This window comes from Streptococcus equi subsp. zooepidemicus (assembly GCF_015689395.1).
Classification (GTDB): Bacteria; Bacillota; Bacilli; order Lactobacillales; family Streptococcaceae; genus Streptococcus; species Streptococcus equi.
This window is the reverse complement of the sequence record NZ_CP065054.1, coordinates 1,000,901-1,015,390: the sequence shown is the minus strand read 5'-3', so window position 1 is coordinate 1,015,390 and position 14,490 is coordinate 1,000,901. Positions and strand designations below refer to the sequence as shown.

The window sequence follows — 14,490 nt, the reverse complement described above, 5'->3', positions numbered from 1 at the left end:
GTTATCTCCTTAATTCATTTAGCATATCCTGTCTATAGATTTCGCGTTGTTTTTTGACGTTGTTAAACAGGTATTTAGTACCGTTGATATAGCCAATCTGCTTACCTTTGCGTACAAGTCTGTGACCATACTCAACATGAGGAGCATAGTCCTTGGTATAGCCAAAATTACCTGTGATAACATCTTTTGATGAATTGACCTTTTTAAGACGCCTAGAGCGCAACAGCTCACCAGATTTGTGCCTCTTGGTATTTTTACCAATTGGAGTACCAGGAGGTCTTGCTGCTCTATTAAACATCTCTGTGAGATTTTTATTAACTACTCTATCCCAGCGTTTCTCACTCATTGCCCTTAGCTTTACCTCTAAGGCTGGCATACCTGTTAACGACATTTTCATAAGCGATACCCTTTAATCACAAGTAGTCGCCATCTTCCAAGGTCTTTAATAGATTCCACCTTGTATTTTGAGCCGTCTATCACAACGTGCGACGCTTGTTTAGCCTCCTCCTTGCTAACTTGATTGGTCAACAATTTACGTGCGCTAGACGTTAAGTCTCGGCCGTATAATGACACGTCATCAGCAGACCACTCTGTAAAACGACCTTTAGCGACTCGTTTAACAACATCTTTTGTAATGTCATTACCAAGCCTGTCTTTTTCGCCGGTTTTTTGTGGCGTTACCAAGTCAAAATTAACAAACCTCATAAAAACCGCACCACCTTTTTGTTTAAGGAGGTTAAGCGGTCTTTTTTGTATGAAGCTAACTCGTCTCCGTACTCTGCTAAAATATCAGTAACGAATTTAATTGAGATAGTATCAGAGTTTTCTGTGTTAATTCCCTCGTAATACATGCGACGGTACATTTTGACAACGACATCAACAGCGATAGAATTAAAAAGAGGATTAAAAACGGTGTCACCGACCTTTAAATTAATACGGTCGATAGCCGTTTGTGTTAATTCATCTAATAATCCCTCTTTTAAAGACGTTTCGTCCGCTAAACGGACACGAACACGTTCAATAATCGCTTGTTTTGTTTCGTCCATATCCACCAACTTTCTAGATGTGTGCTTGCAACAACCCAACGATTTCAGCTTTTTTAGCGTTGCTTGGAATTTCGATTCCGAGTTCTGCGGCCTTTGCTTTTAACTCATCGACTTTTAGCCCATCTAAGCTATTGCTGTTGTCAGATGCCTCGATAAACGGCTTGTGTTCTGTATTATTGCTTGATAGCAAGCTCTCTAAGCGATCTTTGCTTGGCTCATAGCCTTTACGAGGAAAGCTATCGCCAACCTCGTATAAAAAGCTATTGTCGAGCAAATCAAAAAAGCGTGCTTTTACTGTATAAGTCATAAGCTAACCTCCTTTATACGCCAGGAGTAAGAGTGACTTTAACGATACCATCGATACGCTCTGGATACATCAACATACCAGACACAAGCAACGTTTGGATAGTAAGTGTTGTGTTTTCTTGGAAGTGATTCATTCCGATGTAACCAGTTGGGTCACCGTAAAGGTTGAATTCTTTAGCAAGTTCGGAATTATTTGGGTTGATGTATGCAAAGATGATATTTTCTGGCACTGTTGCCCAGATTTCGCCTTTTGTGACATCGTTTGTTGAGATAATAACTGTACCTGTAAAGTCAACGAGGTAAGTCAACCCGAATGCGGTTTGAGTAGTGATGCCAGCTTTAGCGATATATTCTGCGACATCTAAGCTATTAGCAAAGACGATTGCACGCTCTGAGCCATAATCCTCAAATAACACTTGCAATTTACCCCAAGCAGATGCTAGTGCACCTTGTAAACCTGCGCCAAGAGCATCTTGTGTGCCTGTTCCTGTTTTGAGAGCAGCTACAAAATCTGTGCGGATTTTCTTTTGCAATTGGCGAACAAGAGCGTTATCAGTGTTTGTGACAGCTTCGTTAGAGCCGTACATTTGGATATCTTCGCCAGTAGTTGCCTTACGATACTTTTTAAGATTGATAGTTTGCTCAGAGTGTTGCTTGCGAGCGACTTTAGACAATGGGATAACTTCACCCTCTGGGACATTTCCCTCCGCCAACGTGACATCGTAACCAGCGTAAGTTTTAAGTTTCATTCCCTCAGACACTGAGATTTTGCGAGTAACGCCAAGCATTTCAAGCAATTTTGAGATGTTTTCTTGAAATTTATTTATGACATCGATTGTGATAGGGTATTTTAGATCTGTTGATTTGATTAGATTTTCTTCTGGATAAGTACGTGATGTTGTCATATTTTAGTTTCTCCTAATTTTATTGGAATAGGCCGATGTTTTCGGCAATGAGTTTTTGTCGTTCAGCAGTGTCTTTGACTGCTAAAATCTGTTCTTTTGTCAGTCCACTATTACCATTTGATTTTTTAGGTGTTGGCGATTTAAGCCGTTCTTTGACTTCTTTTTCTACCGCTTCCTTAAAAGCTTCTGAGAAGGCCTCTACGGCATTTTTGGTCTTATCTGCATCAGTAGATACCAATTGAGATAAAAGCGTCTCAGAGATGTTGATATTAGCTTCTGATAGCATTGTGCGAGCAGTGCTCTTCATTTCCGATAACGTACGTTCGGCCTCGAGTTCGGCAATGCGCGCCTCAAGCTTTGCTTTTTCATGTTGCGCTTTTTGTTCAGCGTTCATTTTTGCAAGCTTTTTAGCCTCGTTTTCTTTTTCCTCGGTCTCCGCCTCCCATTTAGTTCGTGCGGTATCAATAGCTTTAGCCACACGCTTGTCAAATTCAGCTTGTTTCTTAGGGTCTGACAAAATATCGTCAAACGTTTGTTCCTTAGCTTCTTCTTGTGCACCAGATAGTTCTAAGATTTCTTTGTTTTCCATTTTTTCCTCCTGCCCCAGCGCATTGCTTATGCCCCACGCCATTGCTTTAGATTTTTATTTGCCTAGTTTAATGTCGTGCGACAGGACACAATAAAAAGCCGTATTGCTACGACTTTAAAAATTTGTTTTTAATTTCAATGAGCAAATCATATTCTGATTTCGTGATAGTTACCATTTCTGGACCTATTATAGCAATATAGTCGTCTTTTGCCTCTTTAAGTTTTTTCTCGTTCCGAGTAAGTGTCATGTTCTATCCTCTCGTTTATCCACATGTTAAGCCACCGATTTTTACGCTTTCCATGCCTGGTTTTTTATTTCTATTCATTTCTACCTCTCTAAATAATCATCTGGTATAACCATCGCAAACGTGCTGCGGCAATTTGCGTGCATAGGCGGGAAGTTAATCCCAACCTGTTTATCTTTAAGTTTAAATTTATGGCCGTCTAAGCCTCTACAAATCGAACTGGTGGCCCCGTCCAAAATTGATACAAACTCGTACTCATCAAAGTCTTCGCTGTCTTCGAATGGTGCCAACATCGCTTGGTTATTGACATAAGTCCCTTCAGTCATTATCAATCGTGTAATATCCGATTGCGAACGTACAGTAAACCGCTCTGACATCTGCTTGACGACTTTATCAAAGCTATCTCCTCTGATAATTGCTGTCTTAAAGTCATTTGTCAGATAATTGACAAGCTTGTCTTTATTAGACCAGATACTCGAGCTAAAATTACCTTTACCGGTCCAGTCGTTATTAACAAACAACTCTGCAGATACTTTATCAACTTGAAAACCAATTGTTTTAGCAGTTTCTTGATAGCCTTTTTTAAAGACTGTCGTTAAATGCTTGATCAACTCTGCTTCTTCGACAGCACCTATCTCCAGCTGCTGCATTTTAATGCTTAGTTCTAAGCCTTGTAACCTATCCAGCTTGTAAATAGACGTCCTTACTGGCATTAAATCGGCATGCTGGGGATATTTTTTAGCAAATCTTTCACAGTCTCGATAAAGCAAATCTTTATCAGCTTTAGATAATTGTTGCAAAAGATTGTGATACTCAATAACGTTATCTTTACCGTACTTGCTAAAATAAGCCCCTATTTCCTTTTCTAAGGCCTTTACTTCGTCTGCATAATATTTGCTAAGCTTAGTCTGTAAAGCACGCTCTGACGTCTCTAAATTAGCCCACAATTGCTTTTGTCGGTCATTCCAATACTGTTGTGGTGTCTTAGCCATTTAGACCTCCTGCCTGGCGACTGATTAATGTTGGTCTATCACTATTTTTCTTCTCGATTTCCTTTTGAGGGTTTTCCACAATAGATAACACACCAACCTGTGTTTCCTCTGATACAATGCCAGCTAAGTTGCCTGCGATTTGTGACTCTTCCAAGAGATTTGCTGGTAAGTTGCGAGTAAATTTGTACTTAATGCCAATCCAATCTCTAGGACCTATTTTTGACGTAGGATAGCTTGCAATAAGTTTATATCTGCGGTTCATGCCGCTCATGAACTTACGCTCTTTAGTTTTTGCTAGGTTATCCATGGCCTGCAGGCGATAGCGCAAAGCGATACCGCTAGCCGTTCCAAACGATTCGTCACTGATATTGGCAACCATGGCAGTCCTAAAAATTAAGCCCTCTAATCGATCAAGCAAATGCTCTTGTGTTGCGTCTGCATCTGGCTTTTGTAAAAACTCAACTACTAATTGTTGTGCATCTGAGTCTTTTAGATTAATAATGCGGTTGTCTCTAAGAGATTTTAACGTCTCTTCGTCTAATTCAGCGCCCAAGATTTTGAGATAAGCGTCTGCGAAATATTCAACGTCATTAGCCTTTTCGGAAATTGCCTTATTAAACGCATTAATTAACGTCACAACGCTAGCCAATAAGCTTTGCCGCTCTTCGTTTTCTACGTATTCAATCATCGGGACGCCGTCAAACGGATGGGGCTCGCTATCTCCGATTTCAAGGCCTTTTTCACCGTCTTTAAAATAGGTAATTGCACTAGCGTCTGAGTAAGAGCCCTCTAGCACGCCATCTTTGTTATGAAAGTATCGTATAGCAAACAACGGCTTTTGCCTGATGGAATCATCATAGACAATAAACGCCTCTAAAGGTGTAAGATAAGTAATTCCTACCTCTGCGTTTTCGTCGTTAAAAACCAGCTCGTAGCCATGACCATAAATACTGCAGATTTTAGATAACTCTGCATTGTTGTCATCTTGGTCGTTGTATCCATCTAGCAACTCTAAATAGTTGCTGACTTGTTTATTTTCGTGGCTTGTTTGTACTGGCACGCCAATAAAATAGCCGTTAAAAGTGTCAACGATGTATTTAGCAAAGTTAACAACCAAACGATTATCAGGTTTATATTGCTCTTTTTGTTTTTGCTTTAAGATAGCATGAGCGCCCTCGTATAGCTGCTTATAAACTAAATAATCAGCATTAAACGACTTGTGTTTTTGGATTAACTCGTTTAGTAAATCTTTTGTCATCTCTGTATCTGATGGCACAATAAATAATTCTGACACTAGATACCTCCTTTAAATGTTTTGACGATGGTTTTAGTTGCTCTCATGTCGTCTGACATAGCGTATCTTGTCGCATCAATAGCATGGTTATCCTTGTCCTCTAAACGAGGTTTAGGATTGCCGTCTCTATCAACTTGATAGTCTATATTTTCAAACTCTCTGGCAATGTTTGGAGTGCGATTTGGGTCGATACAGATAAAATCTAAGTCATCTAACCAACGCTCCCCAAACTCAACGGAATCGGGACCTTTTTTTGCACCCTTGATACGCTTAATCCCAAATTCGTTGCGCAACTCTGCAATGGATTTAGGCTCAGCAGCATCTGCAAATATTTCATCATTTGAGTAACCTTTATCTTTTAGCCAGTTAGCGAGTTGCCTGTTGCTAATTTTTTGTCCGTATAGCTCATCCATCGCATAAATACCATTATGTTTTTTATCGTAATGCCAACGGACAAAAGCCAATGGATCAGTAGCATAACCAAAGTCGACTGCGTTGCGGATATTGTCAAACGACCTGTATAATTCGTCCGGTATTGTCTCAAAGCGTAGATTATCAAAAGGTACAACCCCAGAGCCAATAGCTTCTCCTAAATATTCCCAGCGATAGCGACGCTCTGAGCGCTCTCTAGTAGCTGCTGCCTCAGCTATAAACTCTTTGGCAATAAAAGGATTGTCCTTGTAAGTCGAGGCATGTACAAACGTATTAGACGGCTGAAATTGGCTCTCATACTTTTTGTTAACCCAAGATTGCTTACGTTTAGGTGGATTGTATGTATAAAAAAACTTATAAAAAAGATCATCACCTAATTCCCCCCGTAAAAGAGAGTTAGTGATAGTCTTTACTTCGTCCTCTGTTTTAAATTCAGCGAGTTCCTCAATCCACCCTATTGCAAACGGGAAGCGGCTGTCTTTAAGCGATTTGATACGTTCTGGATTTTGCGCTCCTCTAAAAACAATGTAGTTTCCCCTTGGAATATAAGTTATCCTCAGTGGCGACTTATTAAATTTAAAATAACGCTCTAGCCCTTGCTCAGAAATAGCCCATTTAATTTGCTCATAAACAGATTGTTCCAGCGTGTTGTCTGTTTTACGGATACAAACCGCATTGACAGGATACTGTATTATTAACCTCGTGATAATAAAGGCAATATTAGATGATTTACCAGACCCACGACCACCTTTACAAGCGATATTTAGTATCTTTGGGTCCCACGTTGCTTGCACAACAGATTTAAAACCAATCGGGATAATGTCTGCTAAATCAACTACCATTGTCTTGCACCCATGAATTCGCTAGTACGATAGGCTCGTCTACGCTGATTTCCTGCTTGTCAGTCGGTTTATAGCCTGTTCTGTCAAGTATGTCAGTAGCAGCTTGCAACCTAACCAATTCCGATTTAGCATTAAGCAACCCATGTAGCGTCCTGATGGCTGGCGCTGTTAAGTCAGATAGGTATTCTTTTTGGTATTTGTCTTTTAATTCTTTAAAAATATCTGTTTTCTTCCATTTTGAAAAAGTAAAAGGAGATATGCCAATTTCTTCAGCGATTTCTTTTTGAGTTTTGTTTGTTGTAATCGCTAAAATAATGGCTTTTTCCATTTTTTTGCTCGCCAAAGAACCACCTCCAAACTTGGCTAAAATTGCATAATAAAAAGTCGCATCATCTGCGACTTACTTATAAATATCTTTTCTGTGCCCAACTTCAAGAGCAAGAACTATCATTTCACCATCTTGGATATTGACTATGACACGATAATCCCCAATACGGTATCGCCACTGTCCGCTTCTATTAGCTACTAATCCTTTCCCCTTAGCTCTAGGGTCACTCAGCACTTTTTCCAGATATGATTTTATTTGTTTTTGGACAAATTTATCAAGCTTTTTAAATTGCTTTGCGAACAAAGGTGTTGGAATAAGCTTATAACTCATAAATCAACCTCGTTCATCAATGCAGCCCAAGACAAAACTTGTCCTCCGTTTTCTAAATAGTTCTCGTAATCCTCTAAAGCCATATCTGCTACTCGTGCGTCATACTCATCTTCAAGTGATTTTAGCGTTTTTTTACGGATTAGTTCAGATAAGCTAATGCCTTCAAATTTAGCCATTCCTTGTAAAAATGATTTTTCTTGCTCTGATATTTTTAGTGTAATAACTGCCATAACAGCTCCTCCTTTATGTAATACCATTGTATTACTTTTGGGGAGGATTGTCAATTATAATCTGCTACAAAATAAATAGTCTGTTGGTTAAAAAGATTATCTCTTCTTGTTATTTTGCTATGATACTATATTAACACTGTAATTAGTATTATGCAGTATCAATTTGTATCTAATTAGTATTTTTTAGTATCAATTCTAGACTTTCCTTGCCTCGCCTAACAAACATAAAGTATTTGTTGCGATTGCCTATATTTAAGCGTTCTCTGGCTCTCTCGTAGTCTCCATCACAATCAAGATAAGTCGTTAACAAAACATGACTCTCACAAATCCCCATGCTCTGCATAATCAAATTAGCCATCTCTTGACGACGCTCTTTTAGTCGCTCAATCTGATCGCTGTAATAACTGACCATGTGTAACATTTCTATGTTTTTGTCTTCCTGCGATTGTTTGATTCCACCAGATACCTTCATATCAGACCATTGAGGAGACTTAACGAGCGATCGACTCATTAGGTTAGCGTCTCTTTCAAGGGTCTCTATAAGATCAGGGATAGTCTTTAATTCTTCCAAAAAATTATTAGCTTTTGGTGTCGGAATATTGCCCATCTAACTCTCCATTCATGATATAATATAATTGTCAATTTTTAATCACGAAGGCGTTCGCATGGACGTCTTTTTGTTTTGTGGAGAAAAATCCTCTCTTTCGTTTTTTATTTCAGTCCATGTACATATTTTTTGGTTTCTTTAATTCGTCTACAATTCTCAGAATACCCTCATATTGAATACGAGCAGTAATATCATCTGTTTTCGTTTTTTTTATTCCAGTCATCAAGCAATTGATTCAAGTTTATTTTTTTCAAATTACCATCGACTGATTCCACTAATTCATCTAACTCTTTTTTTGGAATGGGATAGTAAGTATTGAGACCAAATATGGTTAGATAATGGTTATTTAACATTTCCCACAGAATAATTGAATCTTTTCTGTTTCCGTTGATGTACGACTGATGAATCTGGGCTTTCTTTTTTAATCCAAAATTTTGTCCATCAGTACAATACCAATTACTTATAACTTTCAGCTGAAATCTATTCAGTAAGTGTTGCTTCAAGATAATAGCTAATGTCGTTCTCAATACCAAATTCCTTAAAAATACCTTTAATCCAGACGGCTCTGTCATTCCGTCACCTCTTCTCTCAACACTTTTGACAACGCAGAACGGCTTGCGAGTAATAAGTCAAACGTTTGGTCTGGATTAAAAACCATTGCCTCAAAGTCGTTCTCGCATTTATCAATTAAATCACTTAGTCTATCTACTAAATTTTTGATTTCGCTTTTATTCATTCGTTCACCTCTTTAGGAAACTCCTCTCTCCAAGCCCAATCATGATCTTTACGTATTTCTTCCTCGGTTAGTTTGATATCTTCTCTTAAATAAAAATCAGTATCTATGATCTCTGAAAATCCAAGTTTTCCATTCTCTAACCTTGCTAGTGCAATATGTTTGTGTTCTATGTCACTATTAGGGTTAGGAATCTCAACAATGTACAGCTTCTCTTTTTTGACAGTGTAGCCAAACAAAATAGCAATAATAAAATCGTAGGCATGTTCTTTTGTCCATTTTGACAGATCCGAAGAAATAACAAAGTCATTGGTGCAAAGACTTTCACCGTAATTAAAAAGATCATCAATACTTCTAAAAACAAAATCTGCTTTATCATCTTTTTCCCACTTAATATAATATGCTTTGTGTTTCTCTATCCAATCAGCAACAAAACTCGGAATTTCTGGTTTTAGCAAATCCTTTTCTTGTAATACGCCTTGCTTGTGGCCAAGATAATAGCTAATGCTGTTATCAATACCAAATTCATTAAAAATACCTTCAATCCAGACCGCTCTGTCATGCTCTGGTAGCTCTCGCATTTTAGCAATAATATTTTTAAGGTATTTAGGTGACTGCTCTGCGTATCCGTCTGGTTTTATTTTTGTTCGCTTTAGTCATGATCAGCCTCCCGTACTGCTGCAAGTGTATCGGTGTCTATCATTTTGCAAATCTCCTCTCGTAATACTCAATGGCGCACTTAGATCCGTTTAGCTCTAAGTATCTGATATAATTCTCGGCATCTTGCCGCGTCGCAAAGGTATGCTCTGTAAATAAATTTTTATCAGTAACTGCATGGGTTGCTGTAATGCCTTTGTTGTAAACTCTCACAACGTGTTTTTTAGTAGTAGTCATGTGTCTCCAATCCATCAAGATAGCCTTGATTGACATAGTATGAACCAATCAAAACAGCGTCTGCTTCATCATCTTTGACCGATTTATTAAATTCTTGCTCCACTTTTGTTTTTGACTGTAATTTCATGGACTTCTTGCTTCGATCCTTATAACTAAATTTCCAGTACTTACGCCATGTCGACACATTGATAAAAGCGACGTTATCAGCTATCAAGCGTCCTAAGATGATACCAGTTACAATACCGATTTTAAGCATGGATTGTTGATTTGGACCCATAACCGAGTTTTTTTCGACTGCGATTGTGCTAAAGGAGCAATCGTATTTTTTTAATGCTCGTGACTGGATCAACCTTAATTTGCTAGCCATATAGCGTCCACGTTCAAAATAAGAGTCGCTCTTATGTTTTAAGACACCGCTCTGGATAAGGTCTGAGCCTTTAAATAAGGCCCAACCTGTACCAGATGTTGAGATGTCTAGCGATAATACTAGATTGCTCATTCAAGCACCCCGCGAATGCCAAGGGTTTCAAAAATATTCTTCTTGTTATCTTCGATAAAAGCAAATACTTTTATGATTTCATCTGTGTCTTTTTTGTGCTCCTTGGCAAAATATGATGATGTTAGGTTAATCATGTCATGAGGTTTTGCTTCTAGCGTTAGATCATAGACTATCTCAAATAATTCGCCGTCCTCGTCCAGCGATGGCTCATTGTCAATTTTTATAAACTCGCTAGTAAAACGCCATCTTTTATTTAAGTTACTCTCAATGACAAAGACTTTATTTAATCTATCTAAAATTAATATTGTGTCAGTTCCTGTTATTTTAATTTGTTCCATGTTTTTCACCTTTTTAAAATCCACACTCGCCCTAAAATTGTGTGTGAGCATTGGCAAGGACGAGTGTAGCAATTCTTCATATCATCAATCCTGTTAACTTGACGATATTGCAATTTTCCTTTCTCGCTCGGAAAATATTGATACTGCAAAGGCCGAGTCTCACTTTGCAATAGTTAGTTAAAAAATCATTACCCTTTGTGTTAATTGATTTGCCCTGCAATACTCGCAATGACCACAAGGCTTAGATTTTTCTATGCCTTTTTTAACATCATCTAAACGCTTGATGTTTTGCGCTAGGTTGTCTAACTCATTTTGCATAGCATCTACATTCTGGATTCTGATGGCTCTTGTATCTGGCGGTGTCTCTTTAGTCACTGCGTAAATGATTGGCTCAAACGGTTTATTGTATTCGGCTTCTAGCATGTTTTTGTAGGCAGCCATCTGCAAAATATAGCCGTAAGCCTCAAACCAGTAAACTCGCTCTTGACCATTCCAAATTTTGTCATCAATCGGCCCTTTAGTTGTTTTGATATCTACAAAATAGCCACGCTCAACATTTAGGCAGTCAATTTTACCTTTGAATTCCACACCACCAAGAAATCCTGTGATGGCAGCTTCCTTTTCTCCTTGGTAGATGGCCATAAAGTTACTGTCATTTTTAAGCGCCTCTATCATTTGGTCTGCAGCCAAGTAGTCTTTTTTTAATTGACCTTTTGTTGCTCCTCGTGTCGATAGCATAGCAGTTCTGTTGGCGTCAACAAAATTGGAATGAGCTTCTTCGCTCTCGAAGTAAGAGTGGACATAATTCCCAACGAGCAACGCAGTGTTATCTCTAGCATCAGTCCAATCCCCTCGTAATTCAGCAAGTGCCCTTGCCTCGCATTCGCTAAAACGCTTGTACTGACTAATAGACCAGTATCTGATAGCTGATTCACGACTATAATAGTCCTTTCCGAGCAAGTCTAAACTAGTCATCTAGCAACCTCTTAATCACTTCATCGATAGGTGTATCGTAAAAGACAAGCTCTTCCCCTTCCCTATTTCCAACGAATTGAATAACCACTACTTTTTCATCTAAATCGTCAAAATTTAAAGCAGATCTTTCCCAAACGCCAACAACATATTCTGGATTAATATAACATCCTTCAATTTTTACAAGTTTAATCACATTAAGTCTCCAATGTTATCAAAGAGGCTGCCCTCGCTAGCTTTAATTTCGCCAGTTTCCTGGTCAAAATCCGGAATTTCATCTGCCGGATAAGAGGGGTCTTCTAAAACCGTCTTATTTTCGTCTGTGAGCGTTTTTTCTGGCTCTGAATGTAAATCATCAGTTACATCTTTTAAATTGCTAGGAGCGTCCTTTTTTTCGTTCTGGTGACCAATTAGGTCGTCTAGACTGTTTGTTTCTGGCGGCGTGATGTCTTTAGGGTTAGAAACTCTCGAATCTTTATTATCTTCCTCGATGGCTTTCTGCATCTCAACTGATAAGGGCCCATATTTACTTAAAATATCTTTTAAAACAGTTTTTTGGGCCATTGCATCAAAATCTGTTTTCCATGGACCGCTAGCAAACGATTTTGAAAATCTCTTTCCATGCGCAGCTGCTTTTTCCGCTGACCAAAAAGAAACTTTCTCAAATCCGTTTAAGAGCTTGAAGGCTGCAAAATAACCTACAATCTCATCTTGTGGCTTACTGAAGTCGAGAACCAACTCCTCGAACAAAGGGTTGTAAGAAATCAATTGTGATTTATAGACAATGCCAGTATTAATATTCTTGTATTGTCCGCTTCGTTGTGCAAGTTGAATTAACCCTTTATATCCAAGCTGAAATTGCGCTTGGCCTTTGTAAGGCACGATATAGGCATAACCCAAGCTTTGTTGGATTGGAAGTTTTAATGTTGCGGCGGTCATCGCAGCTGTCATAATGCTTTCATTGCTAGCTTTAGCTAATAAATCGCTATTATTTACAATTCCTAGCAAACTCGCAATAAATTGAGTTGAATTATTCCCCAAAACTTCGCTAAACTTTTTTTGTACTACTGGTGCGTTAAAAAAATCTTTATGTGCTAATTGATTTGCCATTTCATTTCCTCTTTCTGTGTTTTAGTTGCCAATTCTCGGCTTTTAATCTATTGTTTTCCTGGCTTAGCGCTATGACCCTATTTTGTAGTTTGTCTATCTCTTGCCCTAGCAAAGCCTGTACCTCGAAATAGTTGCTTTCCCAGTCATCGCTAAAATTAAAATCATTGGATTTGTTCATATAGTCCCTCGACTGCCGCATGTATATCTGTCTGACCTGCGCCAAGATATGTTATTCCCGCTGCTAAAAAGACTTCTTGTGGACTTAGCATGCTGCCAAAAGTATCAATCGCCTGTTCAAGGTATATGCTAAAAACTTCAATTTCTTGTTTAGCTCTGATTTTTGCTTTTTCTGCTTCTTCTGGTGTCATATTTCCTCCTAAATCGCATATTTCTTACGCAACTGGCGTAATAGCATCATGTACTGTGATTTATCAACTAGCCCGAAATCAAGCAGCTTCTCACGCTCTTTGTGACTTGCCCGATGCCAGATAAGTGTCTCTCGATATTGTTTTGTCATAATCCATTCTCCTGTTTGTAGCGTTTTATTCTTAATTTATTAGCTTCTTCCGTTGTGATTCCAACGCCGAATGCAAAAAGATTGATCGGATTTAATACAGGCTCAACCCCGTTTTCCTCTCTCCTTTTTTGACAATACTCGACAAATCGGTTAAAGGTCTCTATGCTAGATTGTCTGCCATACATTTTATTGATTAAGGCATTAAATCCATCAAAAATCTCCTGCGCCATCTGACACCTCGCTTGGATTTACTTTTAAATCATCGTATGTCGGGCCTTGGTAGTCTGGATTTGACCAGCTAGGAACATTTGAGATAGTTGCATGTCGTTGTTCTTTGCTATCCTCAAATCTCTGCAACCTCTCTTTGACCTTCTCAATCGTCGTATCTCCAGCTTTATGCCACTCCACCAAAATTTTGTTGATATACTTCCAATTGATCTTGTTGTTTTCTACCGCTTCTCTTAAAGCAAGGTTAACAACATCAATCGGTATATTATCCTCGTGAATCCACTTTTGAATATCTTCTATTTCAAATGGCGATATCATTCTTCCGAAAGTTAGTTGAAAATTTTCAAAAAGCTTTTTTTCGTCCATAGCTCCTCCTGCTGTTGATGATGATGCTTATTGTCTGTTAGTCTTTATTATTATTTAGTATTTATTATTATTTAGTATTTATTAGTTGGCTAATTTGTTGATTAGCAAATTGCACATTAGCAAATTGCACATTAGCAAATTAGGTATTAGCAATTTTTTCTAGTTCTAAGTCCTGCTCTGCCTTCAAAGCATTGAATGCCTCATCGCTTATTTTTCTGTCAGAACAGAACCTATATGTTTCGGTACCATATCGCCCACCAAATGATTTTCTATAAGTTCTGATATACTTGGCATTCTCTAACGCTTTTAACTGGCTTCTGATTGCAGATTCGCTATCCTTACAACGTCTAGCGAGTTCTTCAGGATAAACTCTCCACTCGTCTGCATTACTCAAAATGGTTAGCAGCAGTCCTTTTTCCTTATTGAAAAGTTCTTTGTCCTGAATAAATTCATTGCTAACAGCTGTGTAACTACCTGTTAATGTCTTGAAAAATGTACTGCATTAGCTGACCACCTTTCCTCCAGAACGCTTCTCGCTCCATCCTTTACTGTTTTCTAAAGCCACTTCTCTAAAAATTCTTCGCTTATTCTCTGGGGAATTGTGTTTTTTAATGACTTCGTGTTGAATTCTAGCGATGAGTGCTAAGATAATTGTTGTTACTAATAAAAATAAGTCTAATTTGCTCAT

The 14,490-nt window shown here is 38.4% G+C and carries 28 protein-coding genes; all 28 read right to left on the bottom strand.

Going from position 1 to position 14,490, the window contains the following annotated elements; genetic code table 11:
• Position 1 precedes the first annotated feature (1 nt).
• Positions 2 to 397, bottom strand: coding sequence for a hypothetical protein (locus I2432_RS04825; RefSeq protein ID WP_138119207.1), 396 nt, complete (start codon positions 395 to 397; stop codon positions 2 to 4).
• The gene (locus tag I2432_RS04820) at positions 394 to 705 is read right to left on the bottom strand and encodes a hypothetical protein (RefSeq protein WP_138119206.1); all 312 of its coding nucleotides are present in this window, start codon (positions 703 to 705) and stop codon (positions 394 to 396) included. Before I2432_RS04820 ends, I2432_RS04825 begins: the two co-directional genes overlap by 4 nt.
• A complete protein-coding gene (locus I2432_RS04815; RefSeq protein WP_138119204.1) occupies positions 702 to 1,046 on the bottom strand; it encodes a phage head-tail connector protein in 345 nt (114 codons plus the stop codon). Before I2432_RS04815 ends, I2432_RS04820 begins: the two co-directional genes overlap by 4 nt.
• A 13-nt stretch (positions 1,047 to 1,059) precedes the next feature.
• Positions 1,060 to 1,353, bottom strand: coding sequence for a HeH/LEM domain-containing protein (locus I2432_RS04810; RefSeq protein WP_138119202.1), 294 nt, complete (start codon positions 1,351 to 1,353; stop codon positions 1,060 to 1,062).
• A gap of 13 nt (positions 1,354 to 1,366) precedes the next feature.
• Positions 1,367 to 2,257 (bottom strand): phage capsid protein, encoded by an 891-nt coding sequence (locus I2432_RS04805; RefSeq protein WP_206159046.1) that lies wholly within the window; start codon positions 2,255 to 2,257, stop codon positions 1,367 to 1,369.
• A 19-nt stretch (positions 2,258 to 2,276) separates the two neighbouring features.
• On the bottom strand, positions 2,277 to 2,846 hold the full coding sequence (locus tag I2432_RS04800) for a DUF4355 domain-containing protein (RefSeq protein WP_138119199.1): 570 nt from the start codon (positions 2,844 to 2,846) through the stop codon (positions 2,277 to 2,279).
• 327 nt (positions 2,847 to 3,173) lie between these two features.
• Positions 3,174 to 4,082 (bottom strand): minor capsid protein, encoded by a 909-nt coding sequence (locus I2432_RS04795; RefSeq protein WP_138119197.1) that lies wholly within the window; start codon positions 4,080 to 4,082, stop codon positions 3,174 to 3,176.
• On the bottom strand, positions 4,075 to 5,376 hold the full coding sequence (locus I2432_RS04790; protein WP_138119195.1) for a phage portal protein: 1,302 nt from the start codon (positions 5,374 to 5,376) through the stop codon (positions 4,075 to 4,077). Before I2432_RS04790 ends, I2432_RS04795 begins: the two co-directional genes overlap by 8 nt.
• On the bottom strand, positions 5,376 to 6,650 hold the full coding sequence (locus tag I2432_RS04785) for a PBSX family phage terminase large subunit (protein ID WP_206159045.1): 1,275 nt from the start codon (positions 6,648 to 6,650) through the stop codon (positions 5,376 to 5,378). The genes I2432_RS04790 and I2432_RS04785 overlap by 1 nt, the downstream gene beginning before the upstream one ends.
• Positions 6,640 to 6,978, bottom strand: coding sequence for a phBC6A51 family helix-turn-helix protein (locus I2432_RS04780; protein WP_138119191.1), 339 nt, complete (start codon positions 6,976 to 6,978; stop codon positions 6,640 to 6,642). The genes I2432_RS04785 and I2432_RS04780 overlap by 11 nt, the downstream gene beginning before the upstream one ends.
• A 72-nt stretch (positions 6,979 to 7,050) precedes the next feature.
• The gene (locus tag I2432_RS04775) at positions 7,051 to 7,308 is read right to left on the bottom strand and encodes a type II toxin-antitoxin system RelE family toxin (protein ID WP_138119189.1); all 258 of its coding nucleotides are present in this window, start codon (positions 7,306 to 7,308) and stop codon (positions 7,051 to 7,053) included.
• On the bottom strand, positions 7,305 to 7,538 hold the full coding sequence (gene relB, locus I2432_RS04770) for a type II toxin-antitoxin system RelB family antitoxin (RefSeq protein WP_138119187.1): 234 nt from the start codon (positions 7,536 to 7,538) through the stop codon (positions 7,305 to 7,307). Before relB ends, I2432_RS04775 begins: the two co-directional genes overlap by 4 nt.
• 169 nt (positions 7,539 to 7,707) lie before the next feature.
• A complete protein-coding gene (locus tag I2432_RS04765; protein ID WP_138119185.1) occupies positions 7,708 to 8,145 on the bottom strand; it encodes a DUF1492 domain-containing protein in 438 nt (145 codons plus the stop codon).
• Positions 8,146 to 8,336: 191 nt separating this feature from the next.
• A complete protein-coding gene (locus I2432_RS04760) occupies positions 8,337 to 8,717 on the bottom strand; it encodes a hypothetical protein (protein ID WP_206159044.1) in 381 nt (126 codons plus the stop codon).
• A complete protein-coding gene (locus tag I2432_RS04755; RefSeq protein ID WP_206159043.1) occupies positions 8,714 to 8,881 on the bottom strand; it encodes a hypothetical protein in 168 nt (55 codons plus the stop codon). Before I2432_RS04755 ends, I2432_RS04760 begins: the two co-directional genes overlap by 4 nt.
• Positions 8,878 to 9,459, bottom strand: coding sequence for a DUF1642 domain-containing protein (locus I2432_RS04750; protein WP_249093398.1), 582 nt, complete (start codon positions 9,457 to 9,459; stop codon positions 8,878 to 8,880). The genes I2432_RS04755 and I2432_RS04750 overlap by 4 nt, the downstream gene beginning before the upstream one ends.
• Positions 9,460 to 9,577: 118 nt before the next feature.
• The gene (locus I2432_RS10310; protein ID WP_138119181.1) at positions 9,578 to 9,772 is read right to left on the bottom strand and encodes a hypothetical protein; all 195 of its coding nucleotides are present in this window, start codon (positions 9,770 to 9,772) and stop codon (positions 9,578 to 9,580) included.
• A complete protein-coding gene (locus tag I2432_RS04745; protein ID WP_138119179.1) occupies positions 9,759 to 10,271 on the bottom strand; it encodes a crossover junction endodeoxyribonuclease RuvC in 513 nt (170 codons plus the stop codon). Before I2432_RS04745 ends, I2432_RS10310 begins: the two co-directional genes overlap by 14 nt.
• Entirely contained in the window at positions 10,268 to 10,609 is a 342-nt protein-coding gene (locus tag I2432_RS04740) for a hypothetical protein (protein ID WP_138119177.1), read from the bottom strand. Before I2432_RS04740 ends, I2432_RS04745 begins: the two co-directional genes overlap by 4 nt.
• Positions 10,610 to 10,786: 177 nt before the next feature.
• Positions 10,787 to 11,584: a PD-(D/E)XK nuclease-like domain-containing protein gene (locus tag I2432_RS04735; RefSeq protein WP_138119175.1), complete on the bottom strand. Its 798-nt coding sequence runs from the start codon at positions 11,582 to 11,584 to the stop codon at positions 10,787 to 10,789.
• Positions 11,577 to 11,777 carry a hypothetical protein gene (locus I2432_RS04730; RefSeq protein ID WP_206159042.1) on the bottom strand — a complete coding sequence of 67 codons (201 nt, stop codon included), beginning with the start codon at positions 11,775 to 11,777 and terminating at the stop codon, positions 11,577 to 11,579. The genes I2432_RS04735 and I2432_RS04730 overlap by 8 nt, the downstream gene beginning before the upstream one ends.
• Positions 11,774 to 12,691 carry a recombinase RecT gene (locus I2432_RS04725; RefSeq protein ID WP_138119171.1) on the bottom strand — a complete coding sequence of 306 codons (918 nt, stop codon included), beginning with the start codon at positions 12,689 to 12,691 and terminating at the stop codon, positions 11,774 to 11,776. The genes I2432_RS04730 and I2432_RS04725 overlap by 4 nt, the downstream gene beginning before the upstream one ends.
• A 161-nt stretch (positions 12,692 to 12,852) precedes the next feature.
• Positions 12,853 to 13,059 (bottom strand): hypothetical protein, encoded by a 207-nt coding sequence (locus tag I2432_RS04720; RefSeq protein ID WP_138119169.1) that lies wholly within the window; start codon positions 13,057 to 13,059, stop codon positions 12,853 to 12,855.
• Positions 13,060 to 13,067: 8 nt separating this feature from the next.
• Positions 13,068 to 13,208: a hypothetical protein gene (locus I2432_RS04715; RefSeq protein ID WP_138119167.1), complete on the bottom strand. Its 141-nt coding sequence runs from the start codon at positions 13,206 to 13,208 to the stop codon at positions 13,068 to 13,070.
• Positions 13,205 to 13,438, bottom strand: a complete 234-nt coding sequence (locus I2432_RS04710) for a hypothetical protein (RefSeq protein WP_012678838.1) — start codon at positions 13,436 to 13,438, stop codon at positions 13,205 to 13,207. The genes I2432_RS04715 and I2432_RS04710 overlap by 4 nt, the downstream gene beginning before the upstream one ends.
• Positions 13,419 to 13,802 carry a DnaD domain-containing protein gene (locus I2432_RS04705; RefSeq protein ID WP_206159041.1) on the bottom strand — a complete coding sequence of 128 codons (384 nt, stop codon included), beginning with the start codon at positions 13,800 to 13,802 and terminating at the stop codon, positions 13,419 to 13,421. Before I2432_RS04705 ends, I2432_RS04710 begins: the two co-directional genes overlap by 20 nt.
• Positions 13,803 to 13,941: 139 nt before the next feature.
• Positions 13,942 to 14,196 (bottom strand): helix-turn-helix domain-containing protein, encoded by a 255-nt coding sequence (locus tag I2432_RS04700; RefSeq protein WP_110407997.1) that lies wholly within the window; start codon positions 14,194 to 14,196, stop codon positions 13,942 to 13,944.
• A 108-nt stretch (positions 14,197 to 14,304) separates the two neighbouring features.
• Positions 14,305 to 14,490 (bottom strand): hypothetical protein, encoded by a 186-nt coding sequence (locus I2432_RS04695; protein WP_138119165.1) that lies wholly within the window; start codon positions 14,488 to 14,490, stop codon positions 14,305 to 14,307.

Bases quoted from the DNA above. Each gene is read 5' to 3' on its own strand.
- I2432_RS04705 (WP_206159041.1), bottom strand. From the start codon at position 13,802: ATGGACGAAAAAAAGCTTTTTGAAAATTTTCAACTAACTTTCGGAAGA.
- I2432_RS04740 (WP_138119177.1), bottom strand. From the start codon at position 10,609: ATGGAACAAATTAAAATAACAGGAACTGACACAATATTAATTTTAGAT.
- I2432_RS04750 (WP_249093398.1), bottom strand. From the start codon at position 9,459: ATGCGAGAGCTACCAGAGCATGACAGAGCGGTCTGGATTGAAGGTATT.
- relB (WP_138119187.1), bottom strand. From the start codon at position 7,538: ATGGCAGTTATTACACTAAAAATATCAGAGCAAGAAAAATCATTTTTA.
- I2432_RS04765 (WP_138119185.1), bottom strand. From the start codon at position 8,145: ATGGGCAATATTCCGACACCAAAAGCTAATAATTTTTTGGAAGAATTA.
- I2432_RS04720 (WP_138119169.1), bottom strand. From the start codon at position 13,059: ATGACACCAGAAGAAGCAGAAAAAGCAAAAATCAGAGCTAAACAAGAA.
- I2432_RS04735 (WP_138119175.1), bottom strand. From the start codon at position 11,584: ATGACTAGTTTAGACTTGCTCGGAAAGGACTATTATAGTCGTGAATCA.
- I2432_RS10310 (WP_138119181.1), bottom strand. From the start codon at position 9,772: ATGACTACTACTAAAAAACACGTTGTGAGAGTTTACAACAAAGGCATT.
- I2432_RS04695 (WP_138119165.1), bottom strand. From the start codon at position 14,490: ATGAGCAAATTAGACTTATTTTTATTAGTAACAACAATTATCTTAGCA.
- I2432_RS04745 (WP_138119179.1), bottom strand. From the start codon at position 10,271: ATGAGCAATCTAGTATTATCGCTAGACATCTCAACATCTGGTACAGGT.
- I2432_RS04725 (WP_138119171.1), bottom strand. From the start codon at position 12,691: ATGGCAAATCAATTAGCACATAAAGATTTTTTTAACGCACCAGTAGTA.
- I2432_RS04785 (WP_206159045.1), bottom strand. From the start codon at position 6,650: ATGGTAGTTGATTTAGCAGACATTATCCCGATTGGTTTTAAATCTGTT.
- I2432_RS04755 (WP_206159043.1), bottom strand. From the start codon at position 8,881: ATGAATAAAAGCGAAATCAAAAATTTAGTAGATAGACTAAGTGATTTA.
- I2432_RS04815 (WP_138119204.1), bottom strand. From the start codon at position 1,046: ATGGACGAAACAAAACAAGCGATTATTGAACGTGTTCGTGTCCGTTTA.
- I2432_RS04820 (WP_138119206.1), bottom strand. From the start codon at position 705: ATGAGGTTTGTTAATTTTGACTTGGTAACGCCACAAAAAACCGGCGAA.
- I2432_RS04825 (WP_138119207.1), bottom strand. From the start codon at position 397: ATGAAAATGTCGTTAACAGGTATGCCAGCCTTAGAGGTAAAGCTAAGG.
- I2432_RS04810 (WP_138119202.1), bottom strand. From the start codon at position 1,353: ATGACTTATACAGTAAAAGCACGCTTTTTTGATTTGCTCGACAATAGC.
- I2432_RS04775 (WP_138119189.1), bottom strand. From the start codon at position 7,308: ATGAGTTATAAGCTTATTCCAACACCTTTGTTCGCAAAGCAATTTAAA.
- I2432_RS04715 (WP_138119167.1), bottom strand. From the start codon at position 13,208: ATGACAAAACAATATCGAGAGACACTTATCTGGCATCGGGCAAGTCAC.
- I2432_RS04795 (WP_138119197.1), bottom strand. From the start codon at position 4,082: ATGGCTAAGACACCACAACAGTATTGGAATGACCGACAAAAGCAATTG.
- I2432_RS04710 (WP_012678838.1), bottom strand. From the start codon at position 13,438: ATGGCGCAGGAGATTTTTGATGGATTTAATGCCTTAATCAATAAAATG.
- I2432_RS04805 (WP_206159046.1), bottom strand. From the start codon at position 2,257: ATGACAACATCACGTACTTATCCAGAAGAAAATCTAATCAAATCAACA.
- I2432_RS04800 (WP_138119199.1), bottom strand. From the start codon at position 2,846: ATGGAAAACAAAGAAATCTTAGAACTATCTGGTGCACAAGAAGAAGCT.
- I2432_RS04780 (WP_138119191.1), bottom strand. From the start codon at position 6,978: ATGGAAAAAGCCATTATTTTAGCGATTACAACAAACAAAACTCAAAAA.
- I2432_RS04760 (WP_206159044.1), bottom strand. From the start codon at position 8,717: ATGACAGAGCCGTCTGGATTAAAGGTATTTTTAAGGAATTTGGTATTG.